The organism is Nitrospirillum pindoramense (assembly GCF_007827955.1).
Taxonomy (GTDB): domain Bacteria; phylum Pseudomonadota; class Alphaproteobacteria; order Azospirillales; family Azospirillaceae; genus Nitrospirillum; species Nitrospirillum amazonense_B.
Window position 1 is genome coordinate 14,793 of the sequence record NZ_VITR01000011.1, and the last position, 26,163, is coordinate 40,955.

General features: G+C 64.7%; 26 protein-coding genes. 21 read left to right on the plus strand and 5 right to left on the minus strand.

Annotation, left to right across the window (positions count from 1 at the left end):
- Window positions 1-33 precede the first annotated feature (33 nt).
- Window positions 34-363 (minus strand): RHS repeat domain-containing protein, encoded by a 330-nt coding sequence (locus tag FBZ90_RS18260; protein ID WP_211102154.1) that lies wholly within the window; start codon window positions 361-363, stop codon window positions 34-36.
- A 267-nt stretch (window positions 364-630) separates the two neighbouring features.
- Here FBZ90_RS18260 and FBZ90_RS18265 point away from each other — a divergent pair, with 267 nt between their 5' ends.
- The 4 genes from FBZ90_RS18265 (at window position 631) to tnpB (ending at window position 6,159) form a co-directional block, all read left to right on the plus strand.
- Window positions 631-4,965, plus strand: a complete 4,335-nt coding sequence (locus tag FBZ90_RS18265; RefSeq protein WP_186455896.1) for an RHS repeat-associated core domain-containing protein — start codon at window positions 631-633, stop codon at window positions 4,963-4,965.
- A complete protein-coding gene (locus tag FBZ90_RS18270; protein ID WP_145734380.1) occupies window positions 4,962-5,396 on the plus strand; it encodes a hypothetical protein in 435 nt (144 codons plus the stop codon). Before FBZ90_RS18265 ends, FBZ90_RS18270 begins: the two co-directional genes overlap by 4 nt.
- Before the next feature lie 209 nt (window positions 5,397-5,605).
- Complete coding sequence (gene tnpA, locus FBZ90_RS18275) at window positions 5,606-5,995, plus strand: IS66-like element accessory protein TnpA (RefSeq protein WP_145734381.1); 390 nt, start codon at window positions 5,606-5,608, stop codon at window positions 5,993-5,995.
- Between the two features lie 5 nt (window positions 5,996-6,000).
- The gene (gene tnpB, locus FBZ90_RS18280) at window positions 6,001-6,159 is read left to right on the plus strand and encodes an IS66 family insertion sequence element accessory protein TnpB (protein ID WP_420872611.1); all 159 of its coding nucleotides are present in this window, start codon (window positions 6,001-6,003) and stop codon (window positions 6,157-6,159) included.
- A gap of 13 nt (window positions 6,160-6,172) precedes the next feature.
- On the opposite strand, the gene FBZ90_RS18285 is transcribed toward tnpB, so the two are convergent.
- On the minus strand, window positions 6,173-6,835 hold the full coding sequence (locus tag FBZ90_RS18285; RefSeq protein WP_145734386.1) for a helix-turn-helix domain-containing protein: 663 nt from the start codon (window positions 6,833-6,835) through the stop codon (window positions 6,173-6,175).
- A gap of 37 nt (window positions 6,836-6,872) precedes the next feature.
- On the opposite strand from FBZ90_RS18285, the gene istA reads away from it, so the two are divergent.
- Together istA and istB are read left to right on the plus strand one after the other, a co-directional pair.
- The gene (istA, locus tag FBZ90_RS18290; RefSeq protein ID WP_145734593.1) at window positions 6,873-8,372 is read left to right on the plus strand and encodes an IS21 family transposase; all 1,500 of its coding nucleotides are present in this window, start codon (window positions 6,873-6,875) and stop codon (window positions 8,370-8,372) included.
- Window positions 8,372-9,100 carry an IS21-like element helper ATPase IstB gene (gene istB / locus FBZ90_RS18295; protein WP_145734388.1) on the plus strand — a complete coding sequence of 243 codons (729 nt, stop codon included), beginning with the start codon at window positions 8,372-8,374 and terminating at the stop codon, window positions 9,098-9,100. The genes istA and istB overlap by 1 nt, the downstream gene beginning before the upstream one ends.
- A 327-nt stretch (window positions 9,101-9,427) precedes the next feature.
- Here istB and FBZ90_RS27910 read toward each other — a convergent pair whose 3' ends face one another.
- Window positions 9,428-9,595 (minus strand): hypothetical protein, encoded by a 168-nt coding sequence (locus tag FBZ90_RS27910; RefSeq protein ID WP_186455897.1) that lies wholly within the window; start codon window positions 9,593-9,595, stop codon window positions 9,428-9,430.
- A 455-nt stretch (window positions 9,596-10,050) separates the two neighbouring features.
- Here FBZ90_RS27910 and FBZ90_RS18300 point away from each other — a divergent pair, with 455 nt between their 5' ends.
- The 15 genes from FBZ90_RS18300 to FBZ90_RS18370 all read left to right on the plus strand — a co-directional run bounded on the left by FBZ90_RS18300 (window position 10,051) and on the right by FBZ90_RS18370 (window position 23,556).
- Complete coding sequence (locus FBZ90_RS18300) at window positions 10,051-11,928, plus strand: methanol/ethanol family PQQ-dependent dehydrogenase (protein WP_145734390.1); 1,878 nt, start codon at window positions 10,051-10,053, stop codon at window positions 11,926-11,928.
- A 104-nt stretch (window positions 11,929-12,032) separates the two neighbouring features.
- Entirely contained in the window at window positions 12,033-12,908 is an 876-nt protein-coding gene (gene moxJ, locus FBZ90_RS18305; protein ID WP_145734392.1) for a methanol oxidation system protein MoxJ, read from the plus strand.
- 40 nt (window positions 12,909-12,948) lie between these two features.
- Window positions 12,949-13,554, plus strand: a complete 606-nt coding sequence (gene moxG / locus FBZ90_RS18310; RefSeq protein WP_145734395.1) for a cytochrome c(L), periplasmic — start codon at window positions 12,949-12,951, stop codon at window positions 13,552-13,554.
- Window positions 13,555-13,582: 28 nt separating this feature from the next.
- Entirely contained in the window at window positions 13,583-13,873 is a 291-nt protein-coding gene (locus FBZ90_RS18315) for a methanol dehydrogenase (RefSeq protein WP_145734397.1), read from the plus strand.
- Between the two features lie 161 nt (window positions 13,874-14,034).
- On the plus strand, window positions 14,035-15,057 hold the full coding sequence (locus tag FBZ90_RS18320; protein ID WP_246130486.1) for an AAA family ATPase: 1,023 nt from the start codon (window positions 14,035-14,037) through the stop codon (window positions 15,055-15,057).
- Entirely contained in the window at window positions 15,054-15,896 is an 843-nt protein-coding gene (locus FBZ90_RS18325; RefSeq protein ID WP_145734401.1) for a DUF58 domain-containing protein, read from the plus strand. Before FBZ90_RS18320 ends, FBZ90_RS18325 begins: the two co-directional genes overlap by 4 nt.
- A gap of 3 nt (window positions 15,897-15,899) precedes the next feature.
- Window positions 15,900-16,823 carry a nonribosomal peptide synthetase MxaA gene (locus FBZ90_RS18330; protein WP_145734403.1) on the plus strand — a complete coding sequence of 308 codons (924 nt, stop codon included), beginning with the start codon at window positions 15,900-15,902 and terminating at the stop codon, window positions 16,821-16,823.
- Window positions 16,820-17,842, plus strand: coding sequence for a vWA domain-containing protein (locus FBZ90_RS18335; RefSeq protein WP_145734405.1), 1,023 nt, complete (start codon window positions 16,820-16,822; stop codon window positions 17,840-17,842). Before FBZ90_RS18330 ends, FBZ90_RS18335 begins: the two co-directional genes overlap by 4 nt.
- Window positions 17,839-18,393, plus strand: coding sequence for an MxaK protein (locus FBZ90_RS18340; RefSeq protein WP_145734407.1), 555 nt, complete (start codon window positions 17,839-17,841; stop codon window positions 18,391-18,393). Before FBZ90_RS18335 ends, FBZ90_RS18340 begins: the two co-directional genes overlap by 4 nt.
- Window positions 18,390-19,403 (plus strand): vWA domain-containing protein, encoded by a 1,014-nt coding sequence (locus FBZ90_RS18345; protein WP_145734409.1) that lies wholly within the window; start codon window positions 18,390-18,392, stop codon window positions 19,401-19,403. The genes FBZ90_RS18340 and FBZ90_RS18345 overlap by 4 nt, the downstream gene beginning before the upstream one ends.
- Window positions 19,400-19,927 carry an SRPBCC family protein gene (locus FBZ90_RS18350; RefSeq protein WP_145734411.1) on the plus strand — a complete coding sequence of 176 codons (528 nt, stop codon included), beginning with the start codon at window positions 19,400-19,402 and terminating at the stop codon, window positions 19,925-19,927. The genes FBZ90_RS18345 and FBZ90_RS18350 overlap by 4 nt, the downstream gene beginning before the upstream one ends.
- Before the next feature lies 1 nt (window position 19,928).
- The gene (locus FBZ90_RS18355) at window positions 19,929-20,891 is read left to right on the plus strand and encodes a YncE family protein (protein WP_145734413.1); all 963 of its coding nucleotides are present in this window, start codon (window positions 19,929-19,931) and stop codon (window positions 20,889-20,891) included.
- On the plus strand, window positions 20,888-21,391 hold the full coding sequence (locus FBZ90_RS18360; RefSeq protein ID WP_145734415.1) for a hypothetical protein: 504 nt from the start codon (window positions 20,888-20,890) through the stop codon (window positions 21,389-21,391). The genes FBZ90_RS18355 and FBZ90_RS18360 overlap by 4 nt, the downstream gene beginning before the upstream one ends.
- 21 nt (window positions 21,392-21,412) lie before the next feature.
- Window positions 21,413-22,924 carry an ATP-binding protein gene (locus FBZ90_RS18365; RefSeq protein WP_145734417.1) on the plus strand — a complete coding sequence of 504 codons (1,512 nt, stop codon included), beginning with the start codon at window positions 21,413-21,415 and terminating at the stop codon, window positions 22,922-22,924.
- Window positions 22,924-23,556 (plus strand): response regulator transcription factor, encoded by a 633-nt coding sequence (locus FBZ90_RS18370; protein ID WP_145734419.1) that lies wholly within the window; start codon window positions 22,924-22,926, stop codon window positions 23,554-23,556. The genes FBZ90_RS18365 and FBZ90_RS18370 overlap by 1 nt, the downstream gene beginning before the upstream one ends.
- 532 nt (window positions 23,557-24,088) lie before the next feature.
- Here FBZ90_RS18370 and tehA read toward each other — a convergent pair.
- Together tehA and cysE are read right to left on the minus strand one after the other, a co-directional pair.
- On the minus strand, window positions 24,089-25,081 hold the full coding sequence (gene tehA, locus FBZ90_RS18375) for a dicarboxylate transporter/tellurite-resistance protein TehA (protein ID WP_145734421.1): 993 nt from the start codon (window positions 25,079-25,081) through the stop codon (window positions 24,089-24,091).
- 106 nt (window positions 25,082-25,187) lie between these two features.
- The gene (cysE, locus tag FBZ90_RS18380) at window positions 25,188-26,057 is read right to left on the minus strand and encodes a serine O-acetyltransferase (protein WP_145734423.1); all 870 of its coding nucleotides are present in this window, start codon (window positions 26,055-26,057) and stop codon (window positions 25,188-25,190) included.
- Window positions 26,058-26,163: the final 106 nt, after the last annotated feature.

Below are 26,163 nucleotides of genomic sequence, written 5' to 3' on the forward strand. Positions count from 1 at the left end.
GGAAAAGGCCGCTCCGCAATCTACTTTACGAATTTACTGCGGCCAGGGATCTTTCGTGACAGGCAGGACGAAGCCCCCCAGCAGGGGCAGCACGATGACCGTGTTGGTCGCGTAGTTGGAGGTGGCGGAACCGCCCGTGGTGGTCGCACCGGTGCGGTTGCCGGCGGCGTCGTAGGTGTAGGTGGTAACGGCGCCACCGGGTGCGGTGACCTTCCACAAGCGGCCCTGGTTGTCGTAGGTGTAGCTGGTGGTATCATCCGCGCGGGTAGTGTTGGCGAACAGTCCCGCGACGGCAAGGGCAATGGCGAACGCCACGGCGGAACCTTGGCGGCGGGCCGCCGTCGAAGCAGGATGGGGTGCCATCAAGGTCTCTTCCGATTCTGACCAGCGCGTGAGCACCGTAGCACACGGCATGGGAGTTGTTCCGCGCATTTTAACGATAGAAAGTTCTTTGTCCGTGCCGCGCCACTAGGCTAGCGTGCGGAATTGATTATTGCCTAATTGCCATTGATGGGGAGCGTTTGCAATGGGGTGTGCGTCGTTCACCATCGTACGCAGCGCATTCTCACTCGCTCATTCCCCTTTCCCATAATCCGCCTTCGTCATTTTCGCCCGCCTTCGCGAGGACGCATGATTTCCGCCTGCCGCCGTGCCGCTGGTCGCCTGTTTGCCCTTCTTCCCATTCTGGCATTGGGGGCGCTGGCGCCGTCTGGAGCTTGGGCACAGGATGCCCTGACCCTTCCGCCGCCGGTTTACTCGGATGTCGATCCACAGAACGTAGATCTAGGCACAGGGACGTTCACCTTGTCGGTGCAGGAGGTGGTAATCGGCAAGCCGGGGGCGGGAGGGCTGAGCTATGGGCGCAGCTTCATCGGCACAGGCTGGCGTGATACACTAATAGGGGGCATCGACGCCACCGGCAACGTCTATACGGTAAGTCTCGGTGGGGCATCCGAGTCGTTCACCTTGGCCAACGGCGTCTTTACCAACGCCGGCGGTGGCCCATCGACTTTGACGGTCGATTCCTTCGGCCAGATTTTCACCTACACCATGGCGGATGGCACCGTCGCCAGTTTCCAGCATTCGGTATGTTGTAATGTCGGCCTTCAAAGCTACTCGGGTACAACCAGTACGATGGGTCGCGCCAATCAAGCACGCATTGTAACCATGACGTTCCCGTCTGGTGAGATCTGGACGTGGAACTACGTTTATTCCACGTTTGTGGACGCCGACGGCAGCAATAAACCGAAGCCATTCGGGCGTTTACAATCTGTTTCGAGTAATCTTGGCTATCAAATTCGTTATATCTATCTGGCTAACAATACTACTTTGATTGATGATTTACGGAATTGGGTTTCGGTTACCGGCGTCGTCGGCTTCAACATGGCGGAAGAGGTGTGCGACCCGAAAGCACAGCAATGCACGGCGGTTGAACAAAGAAAGCTGGCCGACCAGAAGACGCCTAAGTGGCCCGAGGTCACTTATGGGGGCGGCGGGACGTACCGCACGGCCACCGATAACCTAGGTCGCGTCACGCGTTACACCTACACCTCCGGCAACATGACCGGAATCCGGTGGAGCAAGGATGCCACCGATGACTCTACCCGCTCGGATGACCTCGTCATCAGCTATGACACCTCCAACCGCGTCATCAGCGTCAACAATGGCGTCGGCACGTGGGCCTACGGCTACAGCAACAACGGATCCGTCCGCACGACGACGGTGACCGATCCCGAGGGCCGCCAGCGGATCGTGACATCCGACCTCACCACGGGTTTGATGAAGAGTGACACGCGGGTCGTCAGTTCGAGTCTGTCGCTGACGACCACCATCGGCTACGACACCCTGAACCGGGTCCAGAAGATCACCCGTCCCCAGGGCGATTACACGCAGTACAGCTATAACGTCCGCGGTGATGTGACGCAGACGCAGGTGGTGGGCACGGATGGCGCCACCAGCACCACATCGGCCACGTATGAAGACAATGGTTCGGTCACGTGCAACTATCCCGCCCGGTGCAACAAGCCGCTGACCACCACCGACGCGGCCGGCAAGGTGACGACCTACAGCTATGATTCCACCCACGGCGGGGTGACGCAGGTCACGGCCCCCACGGGGGCCAACAACCTGACGCCCACCACGTCTTACACCTATGGTCAATACAGCGCCGTTTACAACAACGGCAGCGGGCAGGTGACGGGGGCGGCGGTCTACCGCCTGTCAGGCACGTCCGCATGCGCAAGCGGGGCGTCCTGCACGGGCTCGGCTGATGGGGTGATCACCACGGTGAGCTACGGCACCTCCAACCCGCTGCCGGTTTCGGTGACGCGGCGGGCGGGGAACAACAGCGTGTCGGCCACCACGTCGTACACCTATGACACGATCGGCAACACGCTGTCGGTGACCCAGCCGGGCAGCGGCACGACCTATCTTACCTATGACGCCATCCGCCGAGTGGTGGGCACGGTGGGGGCGCCGGTGGCCGGCACAGGCGGCTACCGGGCGGTCAGCACCACCTATGACGACCGGAAGAACCTGGTCGTGACGGTCAAGCAGGGCACGGTGGGCAACGCGACGGAAAGCAATGTCGCCGGCGCGATCTCGGTGCGGCAGCAGGTTGATAGCCTGTACGATGCCGCCGGTCGCAAGACGCAGGATACGCTGACGGGGTCGGATGGCAACCAGGTGGTGACCAAGTACGACTATGACAAGGCGAACTATCCAAAGTCGATCACGCGACCCATGGGGGGCCAGGTTGATGACCGGGTGAGTAGCGTGACGTATGACGGTGCCGGGCGCCCGCTTACGCAGTCGGCAAACGGCCAGTTGGTGGCGCAGACGAGTTACACAGCCGATGGCCTGACCCAGACCCTGATGGACGGCAACAACAACACGACCTCGTATGCCTACGACACGCTGAACCGGCTGCAGACAGTGACCTACCCGTCGGCGAACGGTGGCGCGTCGCAGGCGGGCTACGGCTACGACGGGGCGACGGGGCGGGTGAAGACGCAGACGCTGCGCGACGGGCAACAGCTGACCTACAGCTACGACAACCTGGGCCTGATAACGGGGCGGACGGGCGCGGGCGTGACGCTGGGCAGCACGTACGACAACCTAGGCCGCCTGACGAGCGCCACATCGTCGACGGGGCCGACGGTTTCTCAGACGTATGACGCGCTGGGCCACCTGACCAGCCAGACCACGGGAACCCAGACGGTGGGCAGCCGGTACGACGCGGCGGGACGGCTGGTGAACCTGGTGTGGCCGGACAACTTCACGGCGACGTACTGTTATGACGGGACGGGCGCGCTGACCAGCATCTGGGCGGGGTGGGTGCCAGGCACCAGTTGCACCAACGCCGACGGGGTCAGCTCGGTGTCGGATAGCAACGCGTCACGGCTGGTGACTTACACCTATGACGAGTCGGGCCGGCGGACTGCGACGAAGCGGGCGAACGGGGTGACGACCAGCTATGGCTTCGACGGCGCGTCGCGACTGACCTCGCAGAAGATGACGGGCAGCAATGCCGACCTGTCGGTGACGTTCAGCTACAACCAAGCGGGCCAGATCCTGGGACGGACGCTGTCGAACGCCCAATACACGGCGCCGGTGCCGACCAACGGCACGCTCAGCCAGCCGGTGAACGCGCTGAACCAGGCGACGTCGTCTGGCGGGCAGGCGATCACTTATGATGGCCGGGGCAACATCACCGGTTTTGCCGGCGCGACCATGGCCTATGACGTGGACAACCACTTGACCAGCCTGTCGGGGACCAGCCTGGGATATGACGGCCTGGGGCGCCTGTACCAGGTGGTGCAGTCCTCGACCACGCGTTTCCTGTACTTCGGGGACCGGCTGGTGGCGGAATACGACGGCTCCAGCCCCGGGGTGATGCAGCGGCGCTACATCCCCGGGGCTGGAGTGGACGAGACGGTGGTGTGGTACCAGGGGGCGGGCACGGGTGACCGCCGCTGGCTGATCCCGGACGAACGTGGCTCGATCATCGCGGTAGCCAACGACAGTGGCCGGGTGCTGGGCATCAACACCTACGACGAGTACGGCCGGCCGGCCCGTAACAACATGGGTCGCTTCCAGTACACGGGCCAGATCTGGCTGGCGGAGATCGAGGCCTACCACTACAAGGCTCGCATCTACATCCCCACCCTGGGCAAGTTCGCCCAGGCCGATCCCACCGGCTACGCCGCCGGCATGAACCTGTATGCTTATGCGGAGGGGGATCCAATCAACAGGACGGATCCAACCGGGCTACAATCATGTTTAGAAGATAACTCATGTCCCACTGGAACAGAAAGAAACCCTCTGGAAAAAGCACTGGATGGCCTGCCTCCTATTCCAGATATTCCTGTTCCGGGTTATCGGCCTGAACGCGATATTCCCCTTAACAGCCCTAATCCTCAAGGTGGGGCGCTGTCATGGGGAGAGACAGGTGGCTCTACAGGGGGGGCGCCACAAAGTGATAAAACTACGCCCTGCCCTGGCTCGGGGAAGATTGGTCCAGTTCCGAAAGCGCCTTTTGATCCATATAAGGGAATACAAAACCGGGTACAGGGAGTCCCGGCAGGATCGCAGTCGGTAACGGCTCCTGATGGCACTACGTTCAATGCGCCGGGCTATGCAGATTTTGCAGCTGCTTATGCTTTCGGAAAATCTTTGAATGGGACTCCTTTCCCATTAGATACTTTCGGTATACAGATGGCTGTAGGGCATGGGGGAATGTATGATTTCCAAAGGAATGGACAGTCGTTCATAAGAGCATATACTTATGCGAGTAATTATGCGGTGGGCATTGTTATGAATGGAGCGGGATATTCTCTGTCTCAAACCATGGATATAGCTGGTGGTTTTGCTGGCATGTTTTCTAGTAACGCCGGTGATCCTGCCCAAGTTAGTGCCTGGACCAATGGATGGAATGCTGCCCAAAGCGGAGCCTGCAAAAGATGAAAGGTCATGTTCTCAGAAAGCGCATTTTACTGCTGTGCATCGTGATGCTTATAGCGTCAAGTGCAGGCGTTATCGTCTGGTTCGAAACCCATAAATTTCAATCCTGTTCGATAGCAGAAGAAAATATCGGGCCGCCTCACAACGGCATGCAGATCGCGTTAGTGAATAAGTTATGTGATGGGATTGCCAGTTCTGATGATGTGTCGATCAAGATTAATATGAGGAATGGAAATAGCGACATAATAATGGAGTATGGGGCGGCCTATTCCTTTGTTAAGGAATCTGGTGAAGCTGACCCAAATATATCATGGAATAATGATGGATCTCTAAATATATCGATAGGGGTCGTATCTTATATAAATAAGAAATTAAGCCATATTAACGGTATTGTTGTGCATTATGATATTGGAAGAATTTTATTCAATAAGTGATAGCACAAAGTGATAAGTCTAATCCAAAATGCCAAAAGAAGATCATGCAGCCTCAGTACGCCAAGATATTTGGACAGATGGGCAAAGATCTTTCTGTGAACCCGTTATTCATAAGTAAGCGTCCGGCCTTGGCCGTGTTGCGCCTTTGACGATGGCTGCGGAAGCTTGGCCGTCGGGATTCCTTCTGGAGGGGTCCAGAAGGAGGGAACGTGGCGGGGGCGACACTGCTGGCGCGTCGGCGGCGCTGGACGACGGAAGAGAAGGCGGCGTTGCTGGCCGAAGTTGACGCGGCGGGCGGCAAAGTGCCGGTGGTGGCGGAGCGATACGGCCTTCCCCGCAGCCTGATCTACAACTGGCGGGCGGCGCAGAAGGCAGCGGCGGCGTTTCGGTCTGAGGCGCCGTTGGAGTTCCTGCCGTTGGGGACTGTCGCGGACGCAGAGAGCCCGCCGCCTGAAGCGGAGGCGGTGGTTCCTTGGGAACGGAATCGTTCGGGCCTGATCGAGGTCGAGCTTCCCAGCGGCGTGCGGCTGCGGGTGGACACGTCCGTCAACGAGAAGGCGCTGTCGCGGGTGGTGCGGGCCTTGAAGGCAGCACTTTGATCAGCGTGGCGTCCGGCACCAAGGTCCACCTGGCCTGCCGTCCGGTTGACCTGCGCAACGGCTTCGACGGCCTGGCGGCCAAGGTGCAGCAGGTGCTGAGGGCCGACCCGTTCAGCGGCCATCTGTTCCTGTTCCGGGGCAAGCGGGGCGGTCACGTGACATAGTGCATCCCTCTGCTTAGAAGCCCGGTAGCTTGATCGACTTATCCTCATGGAATCGCTTATAGAACTTTGGCCTTCGGGCTGCGATTTCCCGTGCGCCTGCCTTGACGACGTCGGTTTCAAGCGCGGCTGTCGGGATCTGCCACGGCGCCGAGAACATGAGCTGTGTTGCGGGAAGGATGCCCTCTCGGATCAGCTTATGAACCGAACCGACGCAGATTCCGAGGCGGGCTGCGGCCTGTTCGGCGCTGATCGTCTCTTCGCCTCGTGACTTCGGATCGAATGGTGCGATCCCAAGACGCTCGCGCATCTCCCGGACCCGCACGGCTGTCCATGCTTTTCCATCGGGCGGCTTGCAGTGCATCCGGTTCATCGTCACCGCGACTTCCCGATCCGGCCATTGCCCGCCTAGCCTTCGCATGGCCTCCAAGGCATTGGGCTGGCGGTCGGCGGTATGGCGTCCGGTTTTAACGCGCGACACGCGCAGTTCGGTGTGACGGCCGCCTTGCCAATGAATGGTGACCAAGGCCTCGTTGGTCGTCTCGTCGAGGTCGAGAATGACCTCGCGGATGAGGATGTGCGTGATCCGCTGCTTGGTCCGCTGTGAATCGGCATGGAATAAGGACCCCGTATGAGGGGTGATCTGCGTCCAATCGGGCCCCCTTTTGCGCGGGTCCATACTGGCTCCCATGGCAATGGCGGGAGCCTTGATTGGGATGCTGGTGGTGGAGACGATCGCGAAGATCCGGCGCGCGTACTTTGTTCAGCAGAAGCCGATCAAGGCGATCTGCCGTGAACTGGGTTTGTCGCGGAAGGTAGTCCGCAAGGTGCTTCGTTCGGAGGCGACGGAGTTCCGGTACGAGCGAACGGCGCAGCCCCAGCCGAAGATCGGCCCGTGGCGGGAACGGCTGGACGCGTTGCTGTTGGCCAATGAGGCCAAGGCGGCGCGTGAGCGGCTGACGCTGGTGCGGATTTACGAGGAGTTGCGGGGCGCCGGGTACGATGGCAGTTATGACGCCGTGCGGCGCTACGCCCGTTCCTGGCAGAAGGCGCGGGGAGCGTCGCAGGCGGCGGCCTATGTGCCGTTGAGCTTTGCGCCGGGGGAGGCCTACCAGTTCGACTGGAGCCACGAGGTGGTGCTGATCGGCGGGGTGACGGTCACGGTGAAGGTGGCCCATGTCCGCCTGTGCCACAGCCGGATGCTGTTCGTGCGGGCATATCCGCGCGAGACGCAGGAGATGGTGTTCGACGCCCACGACCGGGCGTTCGCCTTCTTCAAGGGCACCTGCACGCGCGGGATCTACGACAACATGAAGACGGCGGTGGACGCGATCTTCGTGGGCAAGGAGCGGGCCTACAACCGGCGCTTCCAGCAGATGTGCAGCCATTACCTGGTGGAGCCGGTGGCCTGCACCCCGGCGGCGGGATGGGAGAAGGGCCAGGTTGAGAACCAGGTAGGCCTGGTGCGGGAACGGTTCTTCACGCCGCGCCTGCGGGTGGCGAGCTACGAGGAGCTGAACGGCTGGCTGGTGGACCAGTGCGTCGCCTACGCCAAGGCGCACCGGCATCCCGAGCAGCGGGACCGTACCGTCTGGGAGATGTTCGAGGCGGAGCGGCACAGCCTGGTTGGCTACGCGGGGCGGTTCGACGGCTTCCACGCCACCCCGGCGTCGGTGTCCAAGACCTGCCTGGTGCGGTTCGACCACAACAAGTACTCGGTGGCGGCCAAGGCGGTGGGCCGCCCGGTGGAGGTGCGGGCCTATGCCGACCGGATCGAGTTGCGCCAGGACGGCCAAGTGGTGGGGACGCACGCGCGCTGCTTCGGCCGCGACCGCACCGTCTACGACCCCTGGCACTATGTGCCGGTGCTGGCGCGCAAGCCGGGGGCCCTGCGCAACGGCGCCCCCTTCAAGGATTGGGTGCTGCCCACGGCGCTGGACCGGGTGCGGCGCAAGCTGGCGGGCAGCGACGACGGCGACCGGCAGATGGTCGACATCCTGACGGCGGTGCTGAGCGACGGCCTCCCGGCGGTGGAGGCGGCCTGTGCCGAGGCGTTGCGCGAGAACGTCCATTCCGCTGCCGTCATCCTCAACATCCTGGCCCGGCGGCGGGAAGCGGCGGCGCCGGCGCCCATCCAGACACCCGCCACGCTGGTGCTGCGCCAAGCCCCCATGGCCGATTGCGCCCGCTACGACACCTTGAGGAGGGTACAGTGATGGAGCGCCCGGAAATCCTGGCCGCCATGGCCGAGTTGAAGCTCTACGGCATGAAGGCGGCGTATGACGAGATCATCACCACGGCCGTCAAGCGCCAGCATGAGCCCCAGCGCATCGTCGGTGACCTGCTGGCTGCTGAGATCAGCGAGAAGCAGGCGCGATCCATCCGCTACCAGATCACCTTGGCCAAGCTGCCCCTGGCCAAGGACATCGACGACTTCGCGTTCGACGACACGCCCATCAACCAGACCCTGGTCCGCGACCTGGCGGGCGGCGACTTCCTGGCCCATCAGCGCAACGTCGTCCTGGTCGGCGGAACCGGCACCGGCAAGAGCCACCTGGCCATCGCCATCGCGCGCGCCTGCATCCGGGGTGGGCGGCGCGGCCGCTTCTTCAACGTCGTCGACCTGGTCAACAAGCTGGAGGCCGAGAGCCGCTTGGGGCGCCAGGGGCGGCTGGCCGACCACCTCAGCCGCCTGGACTTCATCATCCTGGACGAACTCGGCTACCTGCCGTTCCCCCAAGCGGGCGGCCAGCTCCTGTTCCACCTCGTCAGCCGCCTCTATGAACAGACATCGGTCATCGTCACCACCAACCTCGCCTTCGGCGAATGGCCGTCCGTCTTCGGCGACGCCAAGATGACCACCGCCCTGCTCGATCGCCTGACCCATCACTGCGAGATCGTCGAGACCGGCAACGAGAGCTGGCGCTTCAAGAACCGCGCCTGACCGCCTTCCCATCACCGCCCCCCGCCCCGGACCCCACCCCCGCGGGTTCCCCCGGTGGGCGCACAGGCACCTCCCGTCCCCTCCGCTCCGCGCATCGCCGGGGGCGCTGCGCTCCGGGGACGGGGCCCTCCTATGCGCTACCGGGACAACCCGATTGCCAGCACATCACTGGGGTCCCTATTGGGCGCCGATACGGGGTCCCGTTACGCCGCCGATTGACACCGGATTCCGCCTGCAAACGGCGGTATCCGGGAAAAATGGCCGCAAAAGCGGCCCGTAGCCCCTCGATCAAGCCTTCAATCGGCTTGGTTCATGGGGAAAGGGGCCTTAACGCTCCATTCTTCCGCACCCTGCTAGGGCATAGTTGGCCAGGTCTGCGATCTCCGTGTCGGGATAGCCCTTGGCGAAGTCCGGCATGCGCATTTCACCCAGGGTGCCGCCCATGTGGCTGTCCGCCAGGTAGCTGGCGCGCCTTGGCGTCGTGCTCTCCGGCATATCTGGCCGGCTGTGTCATGCTGCCATGGTTGCCAGCATGAAGGCTGCGCTGAGTGTGGCGGTCTCAAGGGGCATGTGCCGGGCAGAGAATCGGCGCTATCATATGCGCCCGGTTAACCCCAATAAAATCAAATAGTTTCTGTGCCGATCGGCGTCTAAACCGCATGCCGGTTCACATTTCGTCCGCACCCGCCTATCAAATTCCCGGCAAGTTTCCCAAGGCATTTGCCAAATGTTCCCATTACTTTTGCGGAACCTCCTTGTGGAATTTTCTGTGGCCGCGCCCATGATAAAGAATGATCATGGGGAAATTATTTTAAGTAATAGTTGGTGCTTGTTATAATAAAGACCACACAAAGTACTATAGACCCCGCAAAGGTATGTGGCTCTTATTGACCTCGTTACCAGCCGCGATAACAAGGCTGGCACGCTGAACAGCTGGGAGGTCACGAAAAATGAAAGCGCTTCGCGCCACCACGTCGATGACTGCGGTCTTTTCAGTTCTGATGCTGGCGTGCATGGGGGTGGCCAAGGCCAACGACACGCTGGACAAGATGTCCAACGATGACTCCAACTGGGTGATGCCGGGCAAGGATTATCACTCGGACAATTACAGCAAGCTCAACCAGATCAACGTCGATAACGTCAAGAATCTGAAGGCGGCCTGGACGTTTTCCACCGGTCTGCTGAACGGCCACGAGGGCGCCCCCTTGGTGGTCGATGGGGTGATGTACGTCCACACCTCCTTCCCCAACGTCACCTTCGCCCTGGGCCTGGACGATCCCGGCAAGATCCTGTGGCAGGACAAGCCGAAGCAGAACCCGGCGGCCCGCTCCGTCGCCTGCTGCGACATCGTCAACCGCGGCTTGGCCTACTGGCCGGGTGATGCCAAGACGCCGCCGCTGATCCTGAAGACCTTGCTGGACGGCCATATCGAGGCGCTGAACGCCAAGACGGGTGAACTGGTGTGGAAGATGGAGAATTCCGACATCAAGGTCGGTTCCACCCTGACCATCGCGCCCTATGTCGTGAAGGATAAGGTAATCGTCGGGTCCTCCGGCGCTGAATTGGGCGTCCGCGGATATATCACCGCCTACGATGTTCATACGGGCGAGCAGGTTTGGCGGGCCTATGCCACCGGTCCAGACAAGGACCTGCTGCTGGCGTCCGATTTCAACATCAAGAATCCCCATTACGGCCAGAAGGGGCTGGGCCAATCCACTTGGGAGGGTGAGGCCTGGAAGATCGGTGGCGGCACCAACTGGGGCTGGTATGCCTTCGACCCTAAGACCAACCTGATATATTTCGGTACCGGCAACCCGGCCCCGTGGAATGAGACCATGCGCCCGGGTGACAACAAATGGACGATGACCATCTTCGCCCGCGATGTGGATACCGGCCAGGCCAAGTTTGGCTATCAGAAAACGCCCCATGACGAATGGGACTATGCCGGCGTCAATGTGATGATGCTGTCCGAGCAGAAGGACAAGGACGGCAAGATGCGCAGCTTGCTGACGCATCCGGATCGCAACGGCATCGTCTACACCCTGGACCGTACCACCGGCGACCTGGTTTCCGCCAACAAGATCGATGACACCGTCAATGTCTTCAAGACGGTGGACCTCAAGTCCGGTGTCCCGGTGCGTGATCCAGAGTACGGCACGCGCATGGACCATCTGGGCAAGGATATCTGCCCGTCCGCCATGGGCTATCATAACCAGGGCCATGACAGCTACGATCCCAACAAACAGCTGTTCTTCATGGGCATCAACCACATCTGCATGGACTGGGAACCGTTCATGCTGCCCTATCGTGCCGGCCAGTTTTTCGTCGGCGCCACGCTGAACATGTATCCCGGCCCCAAGGGCGACCGGCAGAATTTCGAGGGGCTGGGCCAGATCAAGGCCTACAACGCCATCACCGGCCAGTTCAAATGGGAGAAGATGGAACGGTTCGCCGTCTGGGGCGGCACCACCGCCACCGCCGGCAACCTTGTCTTCTACGGAACGCTGGATGGCTTCATCAAGGCGCGGAACAGCGACACGGGCGAGTTGCTGTGGAAGTTCAAGCTGCCGTCCGGCGCTATCGGCTATCCCATCACCTACAGCCACAACGGCACGCAGTACGTCGCCATCTATTATGGCGTGGGCGGCTGGCCGGGGGTGGGCCTGGTCTTCGACCTGCAGGACCCGACCGCCGGCCTGGGTGCCGTGGGCGCCTTCAAGAAGTTGGCCAACTACACCCAGATGGGCGGCGGCGTCATGGTCTTCTCGCTGAACGGCAAGGGCCCTTATGACGACGTGAACGTGGGCGAGTACCAGGGCGGCAAGTGAGCGCTTCCTCCGCCTTCTCCCCGGTCTGCGGCTGCCCTGTCCCATGGGCGAGAGCGGATCGGGGGGAACCGTCGCAGACCCCGACATTGCTGTTGGTGAGCCCCATGTCCAAATCCGTGACAGTCCGTTCCCTCACCGCGCGCGCCTTGCTGGCCGCCGGTGTCCTGTTGGCGCCCGTCGTCGCGGAGGCCGGTGCCGGTCCCGCGGTCGCGCCGGAAGCCCCTCAGCCCGCCCTGCGCATCTGTGTCAGCGCCGAGGAACCGCCGTACTCCGCCTCTGACGGCTCCGGCTTCGAGAACAAGATCGCCGCCGCCGTTGCCCAGGCCATGGGTCGTCAGCCGGTATTCGTCTATGCCGATAAGCCGGCGATCTATCTGGTGCGTGACTGGCTGGACAAAAAGAAATGCGATGTCGTCGTCGGCCTGGATGCCAGCGACCCGCGCGTCCTGACCACGACCCCCTATTATCGCACCGGCTACGTCTTCGTTACCCGCCAGGACAAGCACCTGGACATCCAGTCCTGGAACGATCCGGCCATCCGCAAGGTCGGCCATATCGTGGTGGAGTTCGGTTCACCCAGCGAGGCGATGCTGAAGCAGGTGGACCGCTATAACGACAACATGTCCTACCTCTATTCCCTGGTGGGCTTCCGCTCTCCCCGGAACGAATACGTCCAGATCGCACCGGAGCGCATGGCGGGCGAGGTGCGCAACGGCGGCGCCGATCTGGCCGTGGCCTTCGCGCCCTCCATCGCCCGTTATGTCAAGGCCGACCCGGCCCTGCGGATGACGCCGGTGAAGGACGACGCCAGCCGGAGCGATGGACAGAAACTGCCCCAGACCTATGACCAGTCGATGGGTGTCCGCCAAGGCGATACCGAATTGCTGGCCGCCCTGAACGCCGCACTGGTCAAGGCCCGCCCCCAGATCGCGGCCGTCCTGGCGGAGGAGGGGATACCTCTGGTCGAAGTCGCCAACTGAGCACCGACTTGATTGGGGTTCACGGAAATCGGGATGAGTCATGAAGAAGTTGTTCGTCAGCCTGACTTTGCTCACCTGCACCGGCGTGGCGGCCGGTGGCGCCTGGTGGACCAGCGCGCGCGCCGCCGCAGGCCTTCCACCCACCAGCCTGGACCTGCGCAACACCGACACGGGCGAACCCTTGGATTTGTCGATGGCGCAGGAGGAAGGGCGCGACACGCCGGGTGTGAGGAAATTCCTTCAAACCGGCGTCGACCCCTACCTTGAGGACAAGAGCTGCCTGAAGAAGGGCGAGGTCATCTATCTTGAGGCTTGTTCCGGCTGCCATGGCCATGTGGGCGAGGGCAAAATCGGCCCGGGTCTCAACGACGATTACTGGACCTATCCAAAGAATGAGACGGACCAGGGGCTGTTTGAGACCATTTTTGGCGGCGCGCGCGCCCAGATGGGCCCCCATTACGATCTGACCTTGGATGAGATCCTGAAGGTCATGGCCTGGGTGCGGCACCTCTACAAGGACGACGTCAAGCACGCCCCTTGGCTGACCGACGCCCAGAAGAAGAATTACCGGCCTTTCAAGGTCGGGGAGAAATTCCCGGAAGACGCGCCGGGAATGTGTGCAGCGGACAAGACGCACGTCCGCTGACGTGTTGCCCACAGCAACGGAGGAAACCATGAAAAATACTGTCGCGGTGCTGGCCATGGCTGCGGGTCTGGGCCTCGCCGCCCCGGCCCTCGCCTACGACGGCACCCATTGCAAGGAGCCTGGTAACTGCTGGGAGCCGAAGCCCGGCTTCCCCGCGGTGATCGCGGGGTCCAAGTATGACCCCAAGCATGACCCCAAGGAACTGGCCAAGCAGGACCAGTCCGAGCGGGAGATGGAGGCGCGAAACGCCAAGCGTGTCGCGTACTTCAAGAAGACCGGCAAGTTCATTTACGACGTGGACAAGATCCCGAACGATTGAACGTGCCGCTGTTTCGTCTGAGTACCGATTTTTTACCCTGGGACTTCCGCATTTCGTCGCGGCGGCCCGGGTGGCGATCTTCCACCTGGGCCGACCTTTCCGCAATGTTGGCGAAGCGATCGGCTTGACGGCCTTCACTGAACACGGCGCTCATGAAAGACATGGCATCCAACGGTGCGACGTTGAACGATCTGCGGGGGACGGCGAATGCCCTGGAGGCTGCCGTGGGTCGGGTGGTGGTGGGCCAGGCGCGCGCCATCCGGTTGGTGACGATCTCCATCTTCGCGCGGGGGCACGTCCTGCTGGTGGGCGATGTCGGCGTGGGCAAGACCACCTTGCTGCGGGCCTTCGGCCGTGCGCTGGGCGGTGCCTATGAACGGATGGAGGGCACCGTGGACATGATGCCCGCCGACTTGCTCTACCATACCTTCATTGCTGAGGACGGGCGCCCCCGGGTGCAGCCGTCGGCCGTGCTGGCCAAGGCCGACAGCCTGTCCATCTTCTTCTTCAACGAGATCAATCGCGCCCGGCCGCAGGTCCACGCCCTGCTGCTGCGCCTGATGGCGGAACGCTCGGTCACGGCCTTCAACCGCACGTACCAGTTTCCCTTCCTTCAGGTCTATGCCGACCGGAACCGGGTGGAGAAGGAGGAAACCTTTGAACTGCCGGCGGCGGCGCGCGACCGCTTCTTCATGGAAATCCCGGTGGAGGCGCCCACGGATTTCGAGGCGCGGCGGCAGCTGATCTTCGATCCCCGCTTCCACGACGTGGACCGGCTATTGGATGGCATCGCCGGCCCCGTCCTGGACCATCGCGGACTGGAGGACGCCGCCGCCCAGGTGCAGCAGTCCGTCCACACCAGCACGGCCGTTCAGGATTACGTCACCCGCCTCTGGGAGGCCATCGTCCACCCCGCCGCCGCTGGCGTCGCGCTTCCGGGCGTCGATATGGACCGCTTGGTCCTGGGTGGGGCCAGCCCGCGCGGTCTGGCTTTCCTGGTGCGTGCCGGCCGGGTGCGCGCTTGGCTGGAGGGGCGCGACATGCTGGTGCCGGAGGACGTGCGCGACGTCTTCGTGGAAACCATGGCCCACCGTGTCTTTCTGGACCCGGTCTATGAACTGCGGCGGGAAAGCATCGTCCGCGATCTATGCGCCGCCGTGCTGGCCACGGTGCCGGTGCCATGACGGCGGATATCCATTACCGCCCCCGGGGGGCCGTCACCGGCCTGCGCGTCGGCGCCCACCCCAGCCGGCAGGTGGGGGGGATGGGCACCTTCCGCGACCTGGTGCCTTTCGCGGCGCATCCCGATGCCCGGCGCATCGACGTGCGCGCCACCGCCCTGGATCCCTTCGACACCACCATGGTCCGCCGCCTTCGCCAGCGGGCGTCCATCGATGTCTATGCCCTGGTCGATCTGTCCGCCTCCCTGCGCTACCAGGGGAATGCCGCCAAGGCGGCACTGGTGGGGGAACTGTGCGCGGCGCTGGCTCGGTCGGCGACCCGCATCGGCGACCGCTTCGGCCTGATCGGCTGTGACGCCATCCTGCGGCTGGACTGCTTTCTGCCCGCCACCGCCCGCCGTGGCGTGGCCGCCGATGTGGAAATGCTGCTGGAGCCGTCGCGGTGGGTGGGGGCTGGGGCGGAGGGGCTGCTTGAGGCCGCGCCCTACCTGGCCGGTGCGCGCAAGATGGTCTTCCTCGTTTCCGACTTCCTGCTGCCCCTGGACCTGCTGCGCCGGGTGTTCGAGAGCCTGGCCCTACATGACATCGTGCCGGTGATCATTCGCGATTCCACCGAAGGGGCCGACCTCCCCGAGTGGGGGCTTCTGGATCTTGCCGACCTGGAAAGCGGTGCCCGGCGGTTGGTGTTCATGCGTCCGGCACTGAAACGGCGATGGTTGGCGGAGGATGCCGCCCGTCAGACGGCGCTGCGCCAATTGGCGGGACAATATGGCCGCACCCCGGTGGTGGTGACCGACCGGCTGGACCTGGACGATTTCTCCCGCGGCTTGCTGGAGGCTTGAAAGATGGCGGCCCGCATCCTTCCCATCGCGGCGACGCTGACCGTCCTGCTGTTGGGGGCCGCCCAGGCTCAGCCGGCCGGGGATGCCTCCCCAGACGTGGTGGTGCGGGCGGAGCGGGACATTGGTTTCTTCACGGGCGATCTTATCCGGGCGGATGTCATCCTCACTGTGCCCGCCGGTGCCACCCTGGATCGCGCCAGCTTGCCGGTGCCGGGGCCTGTCGCCTATTGGCTGGACCTGCGGGACATCACGGTGGTGCGGCATGGTCGGACCATAACCCTGCACCTGATCTATCAGAATTTCTATGTGGCGCTGGATGCGCGGCGCATGCAGATGCCGGGTTTTCCCGTGGGGCTCTTGATCGGCGGGACAGCGCAGGCTGTGGACGTGCCGCCCTGGACCATCGGCGTCTCCCCGCTCCGTGAGGTGGCGCCGCCGGTTCAGGAGGACCCCAAGGCTTATCTGCAACCCGACCGGCCGGCAGGGTACCTGGATACCGGACGTTGGTGGACGGTTACCGGCGGGTTGGCCGTGGCGGCCCTCCTGGCGCTGTTGCCCCTGGCCTATCATCGCGCCTGGGGGCCCTTCCGCCGCCGGCCCGCCCGCGACTTCGCCGCCGCCGTACGTCATCTGCGCCGTCTGGGCGCGCGGGGGGAGACGGAGACGGGCTATCTCGAGGCGCTGCTGATCCTCCATCGCGCGCTGGACGGCGCCGCCGGCCGCCGTGTCCTGGCCGACGATATGCCCGCCTTCCTCAACCGCCGCCCCGTCTTCACCCCCGCACGCGCCGGCCTGGAGGCCTTCTTCCAGGCCTCGCGTCAGGCCTTCTTCGGCAGCGCGCCGGCCAAGGCGCGGCAGGTGCTGCCCTTCAAGGACCTGCAGGTCCTGGGCCGATCCCTGGCCGCTGCCGAGCGGGGACGGCCATGATCCTGAATGCCGACCATCCCTGGGTACTGGTCCTGCTGCCGCTGGCCGTTCTGCCTTGGCTGCGATCCCCCCACCGCCGTACCGCCATCGGATCCATCGCCGTGGTCCCCGCCGACCGGCTGTCCGCTTGGGTGCGCTTGGGGCTGCGGATCGCCGGCATGCTGGCGATCGCCCTCATCATCCTGGCGCTGTCCGGCCCCTATCATGGCGGCCGGCTGGTCAGCCGCATCGGCACGGGCGCCCAACTGGTTTTGCTGTTGGACCGCAGCGGCAGCATGAGCGACACCTTCGCCGGCCGCACGCCGGAGGGGGCGGAGGAGTCCAAGGCGTCCGCCACCAAACGCCTGCTGCGTGACTTCATCGGCCGGCGGCCACATGACTTGTTCGGCGTGGCCGCCTTTTCCACGGCGCCCATGTTGGTGCTGCCCCTGACGGACCACCAGGACGCCGTGCTGGCGGCGGTGAACGCCAGCGATCGGCGCGGTCTGAACTTCACCAATATCGCGCGCGGCCTGGGGATGGCTTTGTCCATGTTCGCCGCCGACCGGCCCGATGAGCATCATGTCATCCTGCTGGTCTCCGACGGTGGGGCGGTCATCGACCCGCATGTCCAGGATCAACTGCGCGCCCTGTTCGCCCGCTATCGCGCCGACCTCTATTTCCTGTTCCTGCGCACCGCCGGGAGCAAGGGGCTGTTCGATGAGCCTGGGCCCGACGAGAACACGCCCCAGGCCATGCCGGAGCACTTCCTGCACCGCTATTTCCAAACCCTGGGCGTCCCGTACCACGCCTTCCAGGCGGAAAGCCCTGGGCAGGTGGAAGAGGCCATCCGCCAGATCGACGCCCTGGAACGCTATCCCATTACCTATACGGAACATCTGCCCCGCCGCGACCTGACGGGTTGGGCCTACGCGCTGGCCTGCCCGCCCCTCTTGCTGCTTCTGGCTGCCAAGCTGATGGAGGCCCGCGTCAGGGTGCGACCCGCTGCCACGCGACCGGATCGGAGGGTGGCGGCATGAGGCGGGCACCCACCATCCTCTTCACCGGCTTGCCCGTTCTGTTGGTGCTGGCGGTGTTGGCCACCGCGGTCTGGGCGCGGCATCTGGCGGCGGATAACCGAGCCATCACAGGGCTGAAGGCCAACCGCGATCTGGCCGTGGCGCCCGGCGCGGCGCCGGCCGTGGTGCTGGCGCGGGTGGAGTTCCTGATCCGGCAGGATCGCCTGACGGAGGCCCAGCCGCTGGTGGAGGCGCTGGACGGGCGCGCGGACCCGCGCATCCGCACCGATGCCCATTACAACCTGGCCAACGCCTGGCTGCGCCGGGGCTTGGACCTCATCACCGAGGGGAAGATCGACGCAGCCGGCCCCTTCGTCGTGCTGGCGCGCCAGGAATACCGCCGCGCCTTGACCCTGGCGCCGGACGATTGGGATGCCAAGTTCAACCTGGATGTGGCGTCCCGCCTGATCCGTGACTTTCCCGCCTTCGAGCGCACGGTGGGCGACACCGGCCAGGTGGATCGCAAGCGCCTATGGACGGACATTCCCGGCACGCCGCGAGGTGGGCCATGAGGGTGCCCATCGCCGCCATGATCCGCCAAAACGCCCGGGACCCCCGAGTGCTGGCCCTGGCCACCGCCATCGTCCTGGCGGTCGCCGCCGTGGCGCTACCCCGCCTGCCCATTACCCGCGACGGGGTACGGGTGCTGGTGGTGGTTGACATCACCGGCAGCATGAACACCCGTGATTACAGCCGGGGCGGTGCCCCGGTCAGCCGCCTTGTCGTCGCCAAGGAGGCGCTGCGCGACCTGCTGGGCCGTTTGCCGTGTCCCAGTCGCGTGGGCCTGGCCCTGTTCAGCGAGCGCGTGCCTTTCCTGCTGTTCGAGCCGGTGGATGTTTGCCGCGACTATGGCGCCGTGGCCGGTGCGGTGGACTCCGTCGATTGGCGTGAGGGATGGGAGGGGGACAGCCATATCGCCGAGGGCCTTTACGGCGCCATCGCCATGGCTCAAGGCCTGGACAGCGACCTGATGTTCATCACCGATGGGCAGGAGACGCCGCCCTTGCCCCTGTCCGGCGGACCGGTCTTCGACGGGAAGCCAGGCGCGGTACGGGGTGTGGTCGTCGGTGCCGGCGGTTACGGCCTGGCGCCTATCCCCAAGTTTGATGACCGGGGCAACGAAATCGGCTTCTGGGGCGTCAACGATGTGCAGCACGAGAACCATTTCGGCCCGCCGCCGCCTGACGCGGAAAGCCGCCCCGGGTACCAGGCCCGCAATGCCCCCTTCGGGTCGGGCATGCCCACGGGCACCGAGCATCTGTCCTCCGTCCGTGAGCCCTATCTGCGCGCCCTGGCGGGCGGTACGGGCCTGACCTACGCGCACCTGGAGGATGGTCGGCGCCTGACCCGTGCCCTGCTGGCCGCCGCCACACCGCGCCCCAGCGCGGGCCATGCCGACGTCCGCTGGGTACCGGGCGCCCTGGCCCTGGCGGCCCTGCTGGCGGCCTACGGTCTTTTCCCCACCGCGCGGTGGTGGGGTGCCGTTCCCCGTTTCGTCAACGCAGTTGGAAGGTGGTCATGAAACGCGCGCTTCTACTCCCTCTGGCCTTGGCCGTCGGGGCCCTGATGGCGAGCCCCGCCGTCGCCCACGGCCCGACGCCGCAGAAGGTGGATGAGACGGTGGAGATCAAGGCATCCCCGGCCGCCGTGTGGGCCGTGGCTGGCGACTTCGCCGGCATCGCCAAATGGGATGCGGAGGTCAAGGCCAGCGAGGGTACGAACAAGAAGCGGGTCATGACCCTGAAGAACGGCGAGAAGATCGAGGAGGAGGTCGATGAATATGATCCGGCCCGCATGACCTACACCTACCGCATGCTGGATCCGAACCTGAAGGCGTTGCCGGCCAGTTCCTACTCCGCCACCTTGGTGGTGAGCCCGGGTGCGCAAGGGGGGGCCCAAGTGCAATGGTACGCCCGTGTCTATCGCGGAGACACCGGCAATGAACCGCCGGACGAGCTGAATGACGAGGCGGCGAAGGCGGCCCTGAGCCAGTTGTTCAAGGCGGGCTTGCAAGGCATCAAGGCCAAGGCGGAGGGGAAAGGCTGAGATGGTCGGCCGGCTCCTCGCGCTGCTGCTGCTGAGCCTGATCCTGGTGGCTGGCGCCGTCCTGGCGGGTGAGCAGGTCGCGGTGGTCAGCCAGGATTCGGGCACGGTCAGCCTGCTGGACACGGACGGCGGCGCGTCTGTCGCCTATCCGGTGGGAAAGGGACCGGCGGGCATCGCCCTGTCGCCGGATGGGGCGCAGATGTACTTGGCCTTTCCCGACGGCGGTTGTGTCGCCGTGCTGGATCGGGCGACTGGCTCGATACGGCGCACAATGCCGGTCGAGGGGCAGCCTTTCGGCATCGCCGCCAACGGTCGTTTCATTTATGCCTCCGACTGGTCCAAGGACCGCGTGATTAAGCTTGACGCCGCCAGTGGTCGGATGGTTGCCATAGCGGCGGTCGGCCGTAGCCCGGCTGGTGTGGCGATGGGCGGTGGCCGCCTCTATGTCGCCGACCGCGAGAGCGGTGCCGTGACCGTGCTGTCGGTGGACGACATGCGCGTCCTGGCGACCATCCCCACCGGAGACAGTCCCTACGCTCTGACGTTGTCGCCAGACGGACGGACCCTCTATGTCGTCAATGTCCGGAGCGACGATATCGCGGTGGTGGACACCGCCACATTGACGCGCACCGCGCGCGTCCCGGCCGGCCGCATGCCCTATGGTGTGGCGGTGACGCCGGACGGCGCCCATATCCTGGTCACCAGCCAGCACGGCAACAGCCTAGTCATCATCGACGCCGCCCGCCTGCTACAGGAAGGCCAGGTTCCGGTAGGGCGCTATCCCGAGGGCGTGGTGGCAGACGGCGCCGGCCGCGCCTACGTTGCGAACTGGTTCTCTGGCGACGTGTCGGTGATCGACATCGCCCAGCGCCGCGAACTGGCGCGCCTCAAGGTTGGTGATGGCCCGCGCTTCCTGGCGCTGCTCCCTTCACCGGCCGGGGGCGCCAAGGGTGGCACGCCATGAGGACGGTGGCCCTGGCGATCCTCTTGCTGTGCGGCGTGGCACTTCTGGCCTGCGATGATGAGACGGCGCCGTCGCCCAAGGGCAAGGTGGTGGCGCGACAGGGGGGTGAGAGGTTGCCCGCCTGGCTGGACGTCCGCGAGACGATGGAGCCAGCCCTTTGGCTGCGCAGCCGGGAGGAGGGGCACCCGGTGCTGGCCGCCGATCCGGAGGTTGATCGGCTGCGCCGTGCGCTGCGTCAGGCGGCGGAGCGCTTTATCGAGGAACCGCGCATGATCGCCAACCGCACGGCCCAAACCAGCGACGCGCTGATGGAAATGGGGCAGCCTGAACTGGCTGTGGATATCCTGGTGGGCATGATCGATGTGGCCGACGCCACGCCGCACAAGCAAATCTATGGTGCGTTGTGCCAGCATTACCTAAACTTGCGAAAATCAGGCATGGAGCGGTCCGCGGCGCTGGCGCGGCTGGTCGCGTCCTATAAGACCCAAAACAACCTATGATGGGCAGGGATGGATACGTCATTGCCGCATAGTTCGGTGCCGGCGGTCGAACCGGTGATGGACCCGTCGGCCCGGCAGCCCCGGGCCGCGTTGCTCGATCTGTCGCGTCATTCCCTGCGCGTGCGCCTGATCGCCATCGTGCTGGCGGTCGATTGCGTGGCGGCGGTGCTGTTGGGGGGCGTCATCATCCTGAAGGCCCGGACCGCCACCCGCTTGGAGATCGCGTCCTCCATCCAGCTGGCCGACTTGCTGGTGGCTGACGCGACCCGCCTTCTGGCGGATGAAACCGGCACGCCCCGGCTGGAGAACGTGCCCATGCCGCTGCGGTCCCTGCGGCATGTCAAGATCACGGTGACAGACAATGCCGGTCAGGTGATCGAGGCCAGCCGCCAGGCCGCAAATGCCCCCACCGGCGGCCATGCCAGTGCCGACACCTATGCCGAGGCGCCCCGCTGGTTCAACCAGCTGATCGCCCCGCCCATCGAGTCCAAGATCTTCCCTATCATCGTCCGGCAGCGGCATATCGGGGCCGTGACGGTGGAGTCCGAGCCCAGCGATGAGATCGATGAAGCCTGGACCTACGCCCGCTCCGTCATGGGGCTGGTGCTGGGCGTCAACCTGGCCATCCTGGGCGTGCTGTATTTGGCCTTCGGGCGCGCCCTGGCGCCGCTGACCCGCCTGGGCGCCGGCCTGCGGGAACTGGAGGGCAAGAATTACATGGTGCGCCTGCCGCGCCCGTCCTCGCAGGAGCTGGTGCAGATCACCGACCATTTCAACAAGGCCGCCGCCGCCCTGCTGGCCGCCAACCAGGCCAACCGCGACCTGAACCGCAAGCTGCTGACCGCCCATGACGACGAACGGCGGCGCACGGCCATGGAACTGCACGACGATGTCGGTCCCTGCCTGTTCGCGCTGGAGGCCAGCGCCGCTTCCATCGTCACCATGACCCAGGGGAAGGAAGTCGACGCCCGCTTGTATGAACGGGCGCAGGACGTCGTCTCCCTGGTGCAGAACATCAAGCGGGTGAACCGCCAGGTGCTGGACGGCCTGCGCCCCATGGCCCTGGGCCAGGTGCCGCTCAAGGACTGCATCCACAAGGTCCTGTTGGATTTCAGCGACGATGACGGCCCCGCCATCGACCATAGCTTTGGCACTCTGCACGACAGCTACGGCGTCATCGTCGACCTCACCTTTTACCGCTGCGCCCGCGAGGGCCTGCTGAACGCCATCCGCCACGCCCGCGCCCAGAAGGTGGGGTTGACCTTCGGCGAGGTGACGCACGCCGGTACGCCGTGCCTGGAGATGCGCATCGAGGACGACGGCAAGGGCATCGACCGCCGCGGCCGGCCAAGTGGGGGCCTTTCCGGAATGGGCCTTTCCGGAATGGGATTGGCCGGCATGCGGGAACGGGTGGAGGCGTTGGCCGGCTGGTTTGAGCTGCGCAGTTCGGCCGAGGGCACGGCGCTCACCATCCGCTTGCCGTTGGACACCATCGCGGAACTCGCCCGCTCCACATCCCAGGAGACGATCTGATGACCTCCGCCCTTGTTGTTGATGACCATCCCATCGTGTACCAGGGCTGTCGCCGGATACTACAGGACATGGGGGTGGACACGGTGTTGGACGCCGGATCGGTGGTGGCCGGCTACCGCTCCTTCCTGCGTCGCAAGCCGGACATGGTCATCGCCGACCTGACCTTCAGCGGTGACGATTTGGGTGGCTTGGCCCTGATCCGCCGCATCCGCACCACCAACGTCAACGCCCGCGTGGTCGTGTTCAGCATGCATAACGATCCCACCGTCGTGGCCCGCGCCCTGGAATGCGGCGCCTTGGGATACGTGCTGAAGGATGCGCCGCCATCGGAACTGATGGCCGCCTGCGAGCGGGCGCTGGCGGGGGAGCCGCACCTCAACCACAAGCTGGCCCTGCAGGTTGCCCTGCTACGAAGCCGGGGGGACAGCACGCCGGCCAAGGATCTGTCGGAACGGGAGAAGCAGGTGCTGTCCCTGCTGGCTCGGGGCAATACATACGACCAGATCGCGTCCAAGTTGGGTATCAGCTACAAGACCGTGGCCAACGCCTCATCCCTGATGCGGGACAAGCTGCGGGTCAAGAACCTGGCCGGCCTGATCCGCTTCGCGATTTCGAACCAGATGGACAGCTGATGATTTCGCCCACATGCGGGGCGCCGCAGAGTCCATTGTCGCCGATACCAAGCATTTCAGTCAGGCCGCCAGTCGAGGAATCTGACGTCCAACCAAACGCAAGTATCGTTGGTTGTGTGCCCCCGCAACCAAATTACCCAGAACCCCGTCAGCACCTCGCTGGCGGGGTTCTGGCGTTCTGGGGCCCAGTCCGGGGTGGCGGTGTCGCGCGCAATTGCCGGTTGACACCCGCCGCCGCTTGTCCTTCCTAAGGGGCCCACGCTGGCAATATACGGCTGCGTTTCAATTGGAAGCACAGTCGGATATCGCTTGAGTCTGTCCCGCGAGCGGATTCACGCCCAAAGGCGATTCCACCTTCGGGCGATCCGCTCTAGCGCTCTGAACCGACTATGTCCGGTTAAACGCGGACGACTATGGCGGCATGGTGCCATCCGGCCCACGATACGCTCATGATGTGGTGAGCCTGTGCCGCGGATGATGGCTCATACACCTTGACCGGGCCGGATATCGGGCGAACCGGATATTCGGTGCGTCAGGGCGCCGTCGCGGGGGCGGCGGGAATGGCGGGAGGTGGGGGCAGCAGGCGGCCCTGCAGGGCGCGCAGGAGCGTGCCGAGCGCCACCACCCCCACCACGCCGTTGGCCACGAGGAACAACGCCGGGGCCAGATCCGCCATCACGCCGGTATCACCCCGTGCCGCCAGGCGTATCGGCGTCGTGGCCAGGGCGGTGGCGCCGAAGGTGAAGGCCCAATAGGCGGGGGTGAATCCTTCCTTGAGGATCCAGGGAAGCAGGCGTCCCAGCACCAGCGCTTGCAGCAGGCCATAGCCAACCAACAGGCGCGGGAAGATGGGGGACAAATCGGGCGCCACGCTGATCAGCGCCAGCGCGCCCACCACCGGCGGTGCCAGTTGCACCCCCAGGGTGGGGCGCAGCGCGGTCGCCAGGGCGGGGGCGGTCAGCAGACGGTGCAGGAGTACGGATTCGATGGCCAGCCAGGCGAAGAAGCCGGCGCCGAAAGCCATCTGCCCCGCCTCCCTGTATCCCAGCGCCGCGGCCACGATGCCGGCGACGAAGCTGCCGGCCACCGTTGGCAGGTACAGCACCGCAGTGGTCGTTGCCGGGTCGCGGTCCCCCTGCCACAGTCTCCCGGTTCGCCACACCGCGAATAGCAGGGTGAAGACGGCGCCCGGTATATAAAGCGCCAGCGCGACGGGCCGGGAATGGGGTAGGGCGCCGCCCGCCACCAGCATGGTGGCGACCCCGGCCAAGCCGATGAAGCAACACTGCACCGGGTGGTCCACTTCCGCCATGGCCGCCGCGCGGTGATTGACCCACTTGGCGCCGTAGAGCAGCAGCACGATGGCCCATACGGCGGCACCCGTCGCCATCAGCGCCTCACCCGCTGCCGCCGGCATGCCCCAAGCGTCATGGGCGGCGCGCCAGCACCCGCCCAGGCCGGTCAGGCCCAGGACGATGCCGAAGAAGGCGGCGGGTACGGGGGGCAGAAGCGAACGGACGCGCATGGCGGGTTCCTCGACGGGGCGACGGTCAGGAAGGCAAGCCTGACCGAACGCGGGTGCCCGTCAAGGGAAGGCCCGGTAATCGCAACAAAGCGAGGCGCGGCGGACGTCAGATCGAGTAGTTGAAGGATGTGTAGGCCAAGTCGCTCAGCGCCTGGTCCAGTTCGCGGGCGGCCTCCCGCCCGGCGTCGTCCACCTTCACCACCTTGGCCGGGATGCCCGCCACGGTGGAATAGGGCTCGGTGGGGCGCAGCACGACTGAGCCGGCGGCCACCCGCGTGTAGGCCCCGATCTCGATATTGCCCAGGATCTTGGCGCCGGCGCCGATGATGGTGCCCTTGCGCACCTTGGGGTGGCGGTCCGTCATGTTCTTGCCCGTGCCGCCCAGCGTCACGTCCTGAAGCAGCGACACGTCATCCTCGATCACCGCCGTCTCGCCCACCACCAGCCCGGTGGCGTGGTCGAGAAAGACTCCCTGGCCGATGGTGGCCGCCGGGTGGATGTCGGTCTGGAACACCTCCGACGAGCGGCTTTGCAGGTACAGCGCGAAGTCGCGCGCGCCGTTGATCCACAGCCAGTGGGCCAGGCGATGGGTCTGGATGGCGTGGAAGCCCTTGAAGTACAGGAAGGGTTCGATCAGCCGCTCGCACGCCGGGTCACGGTCCAGCACGGCGGCGATGTCGGCGCGCAACGCCGGCGCCAGGGTCGTGTCGTCGGCGGCCGCCTGGTTGAAGGTGTCGACGATCAGGGCCTGGGACACCACGTCGTTCTTCAGCCGCGCCGCGATGCGGTGGAACAGCGCCGTCTCGAACGAGGATTGGTTGATGACGGAGTCCAGGAATAGCGGGGCCAGCATGGGGGCGCCCGCCAGGGCGGCCTCCGCCTCCTGCCGGATGCGGTCCCACAGGGTATCGCCGGTCAGCTGCGCGGCTGCTTTCTCACGGCGCACCAAAGCCAAACGCCCTCCCAGCACCGCCATCGCCACCCTCCGCCCCAATGCATCCCACGACAGCGAAAGGCTGTGCCCGGAAGCTATTAACCCCCAGCGGGAACGTCAACAATTTGACAATGCTCAACCGAACCGG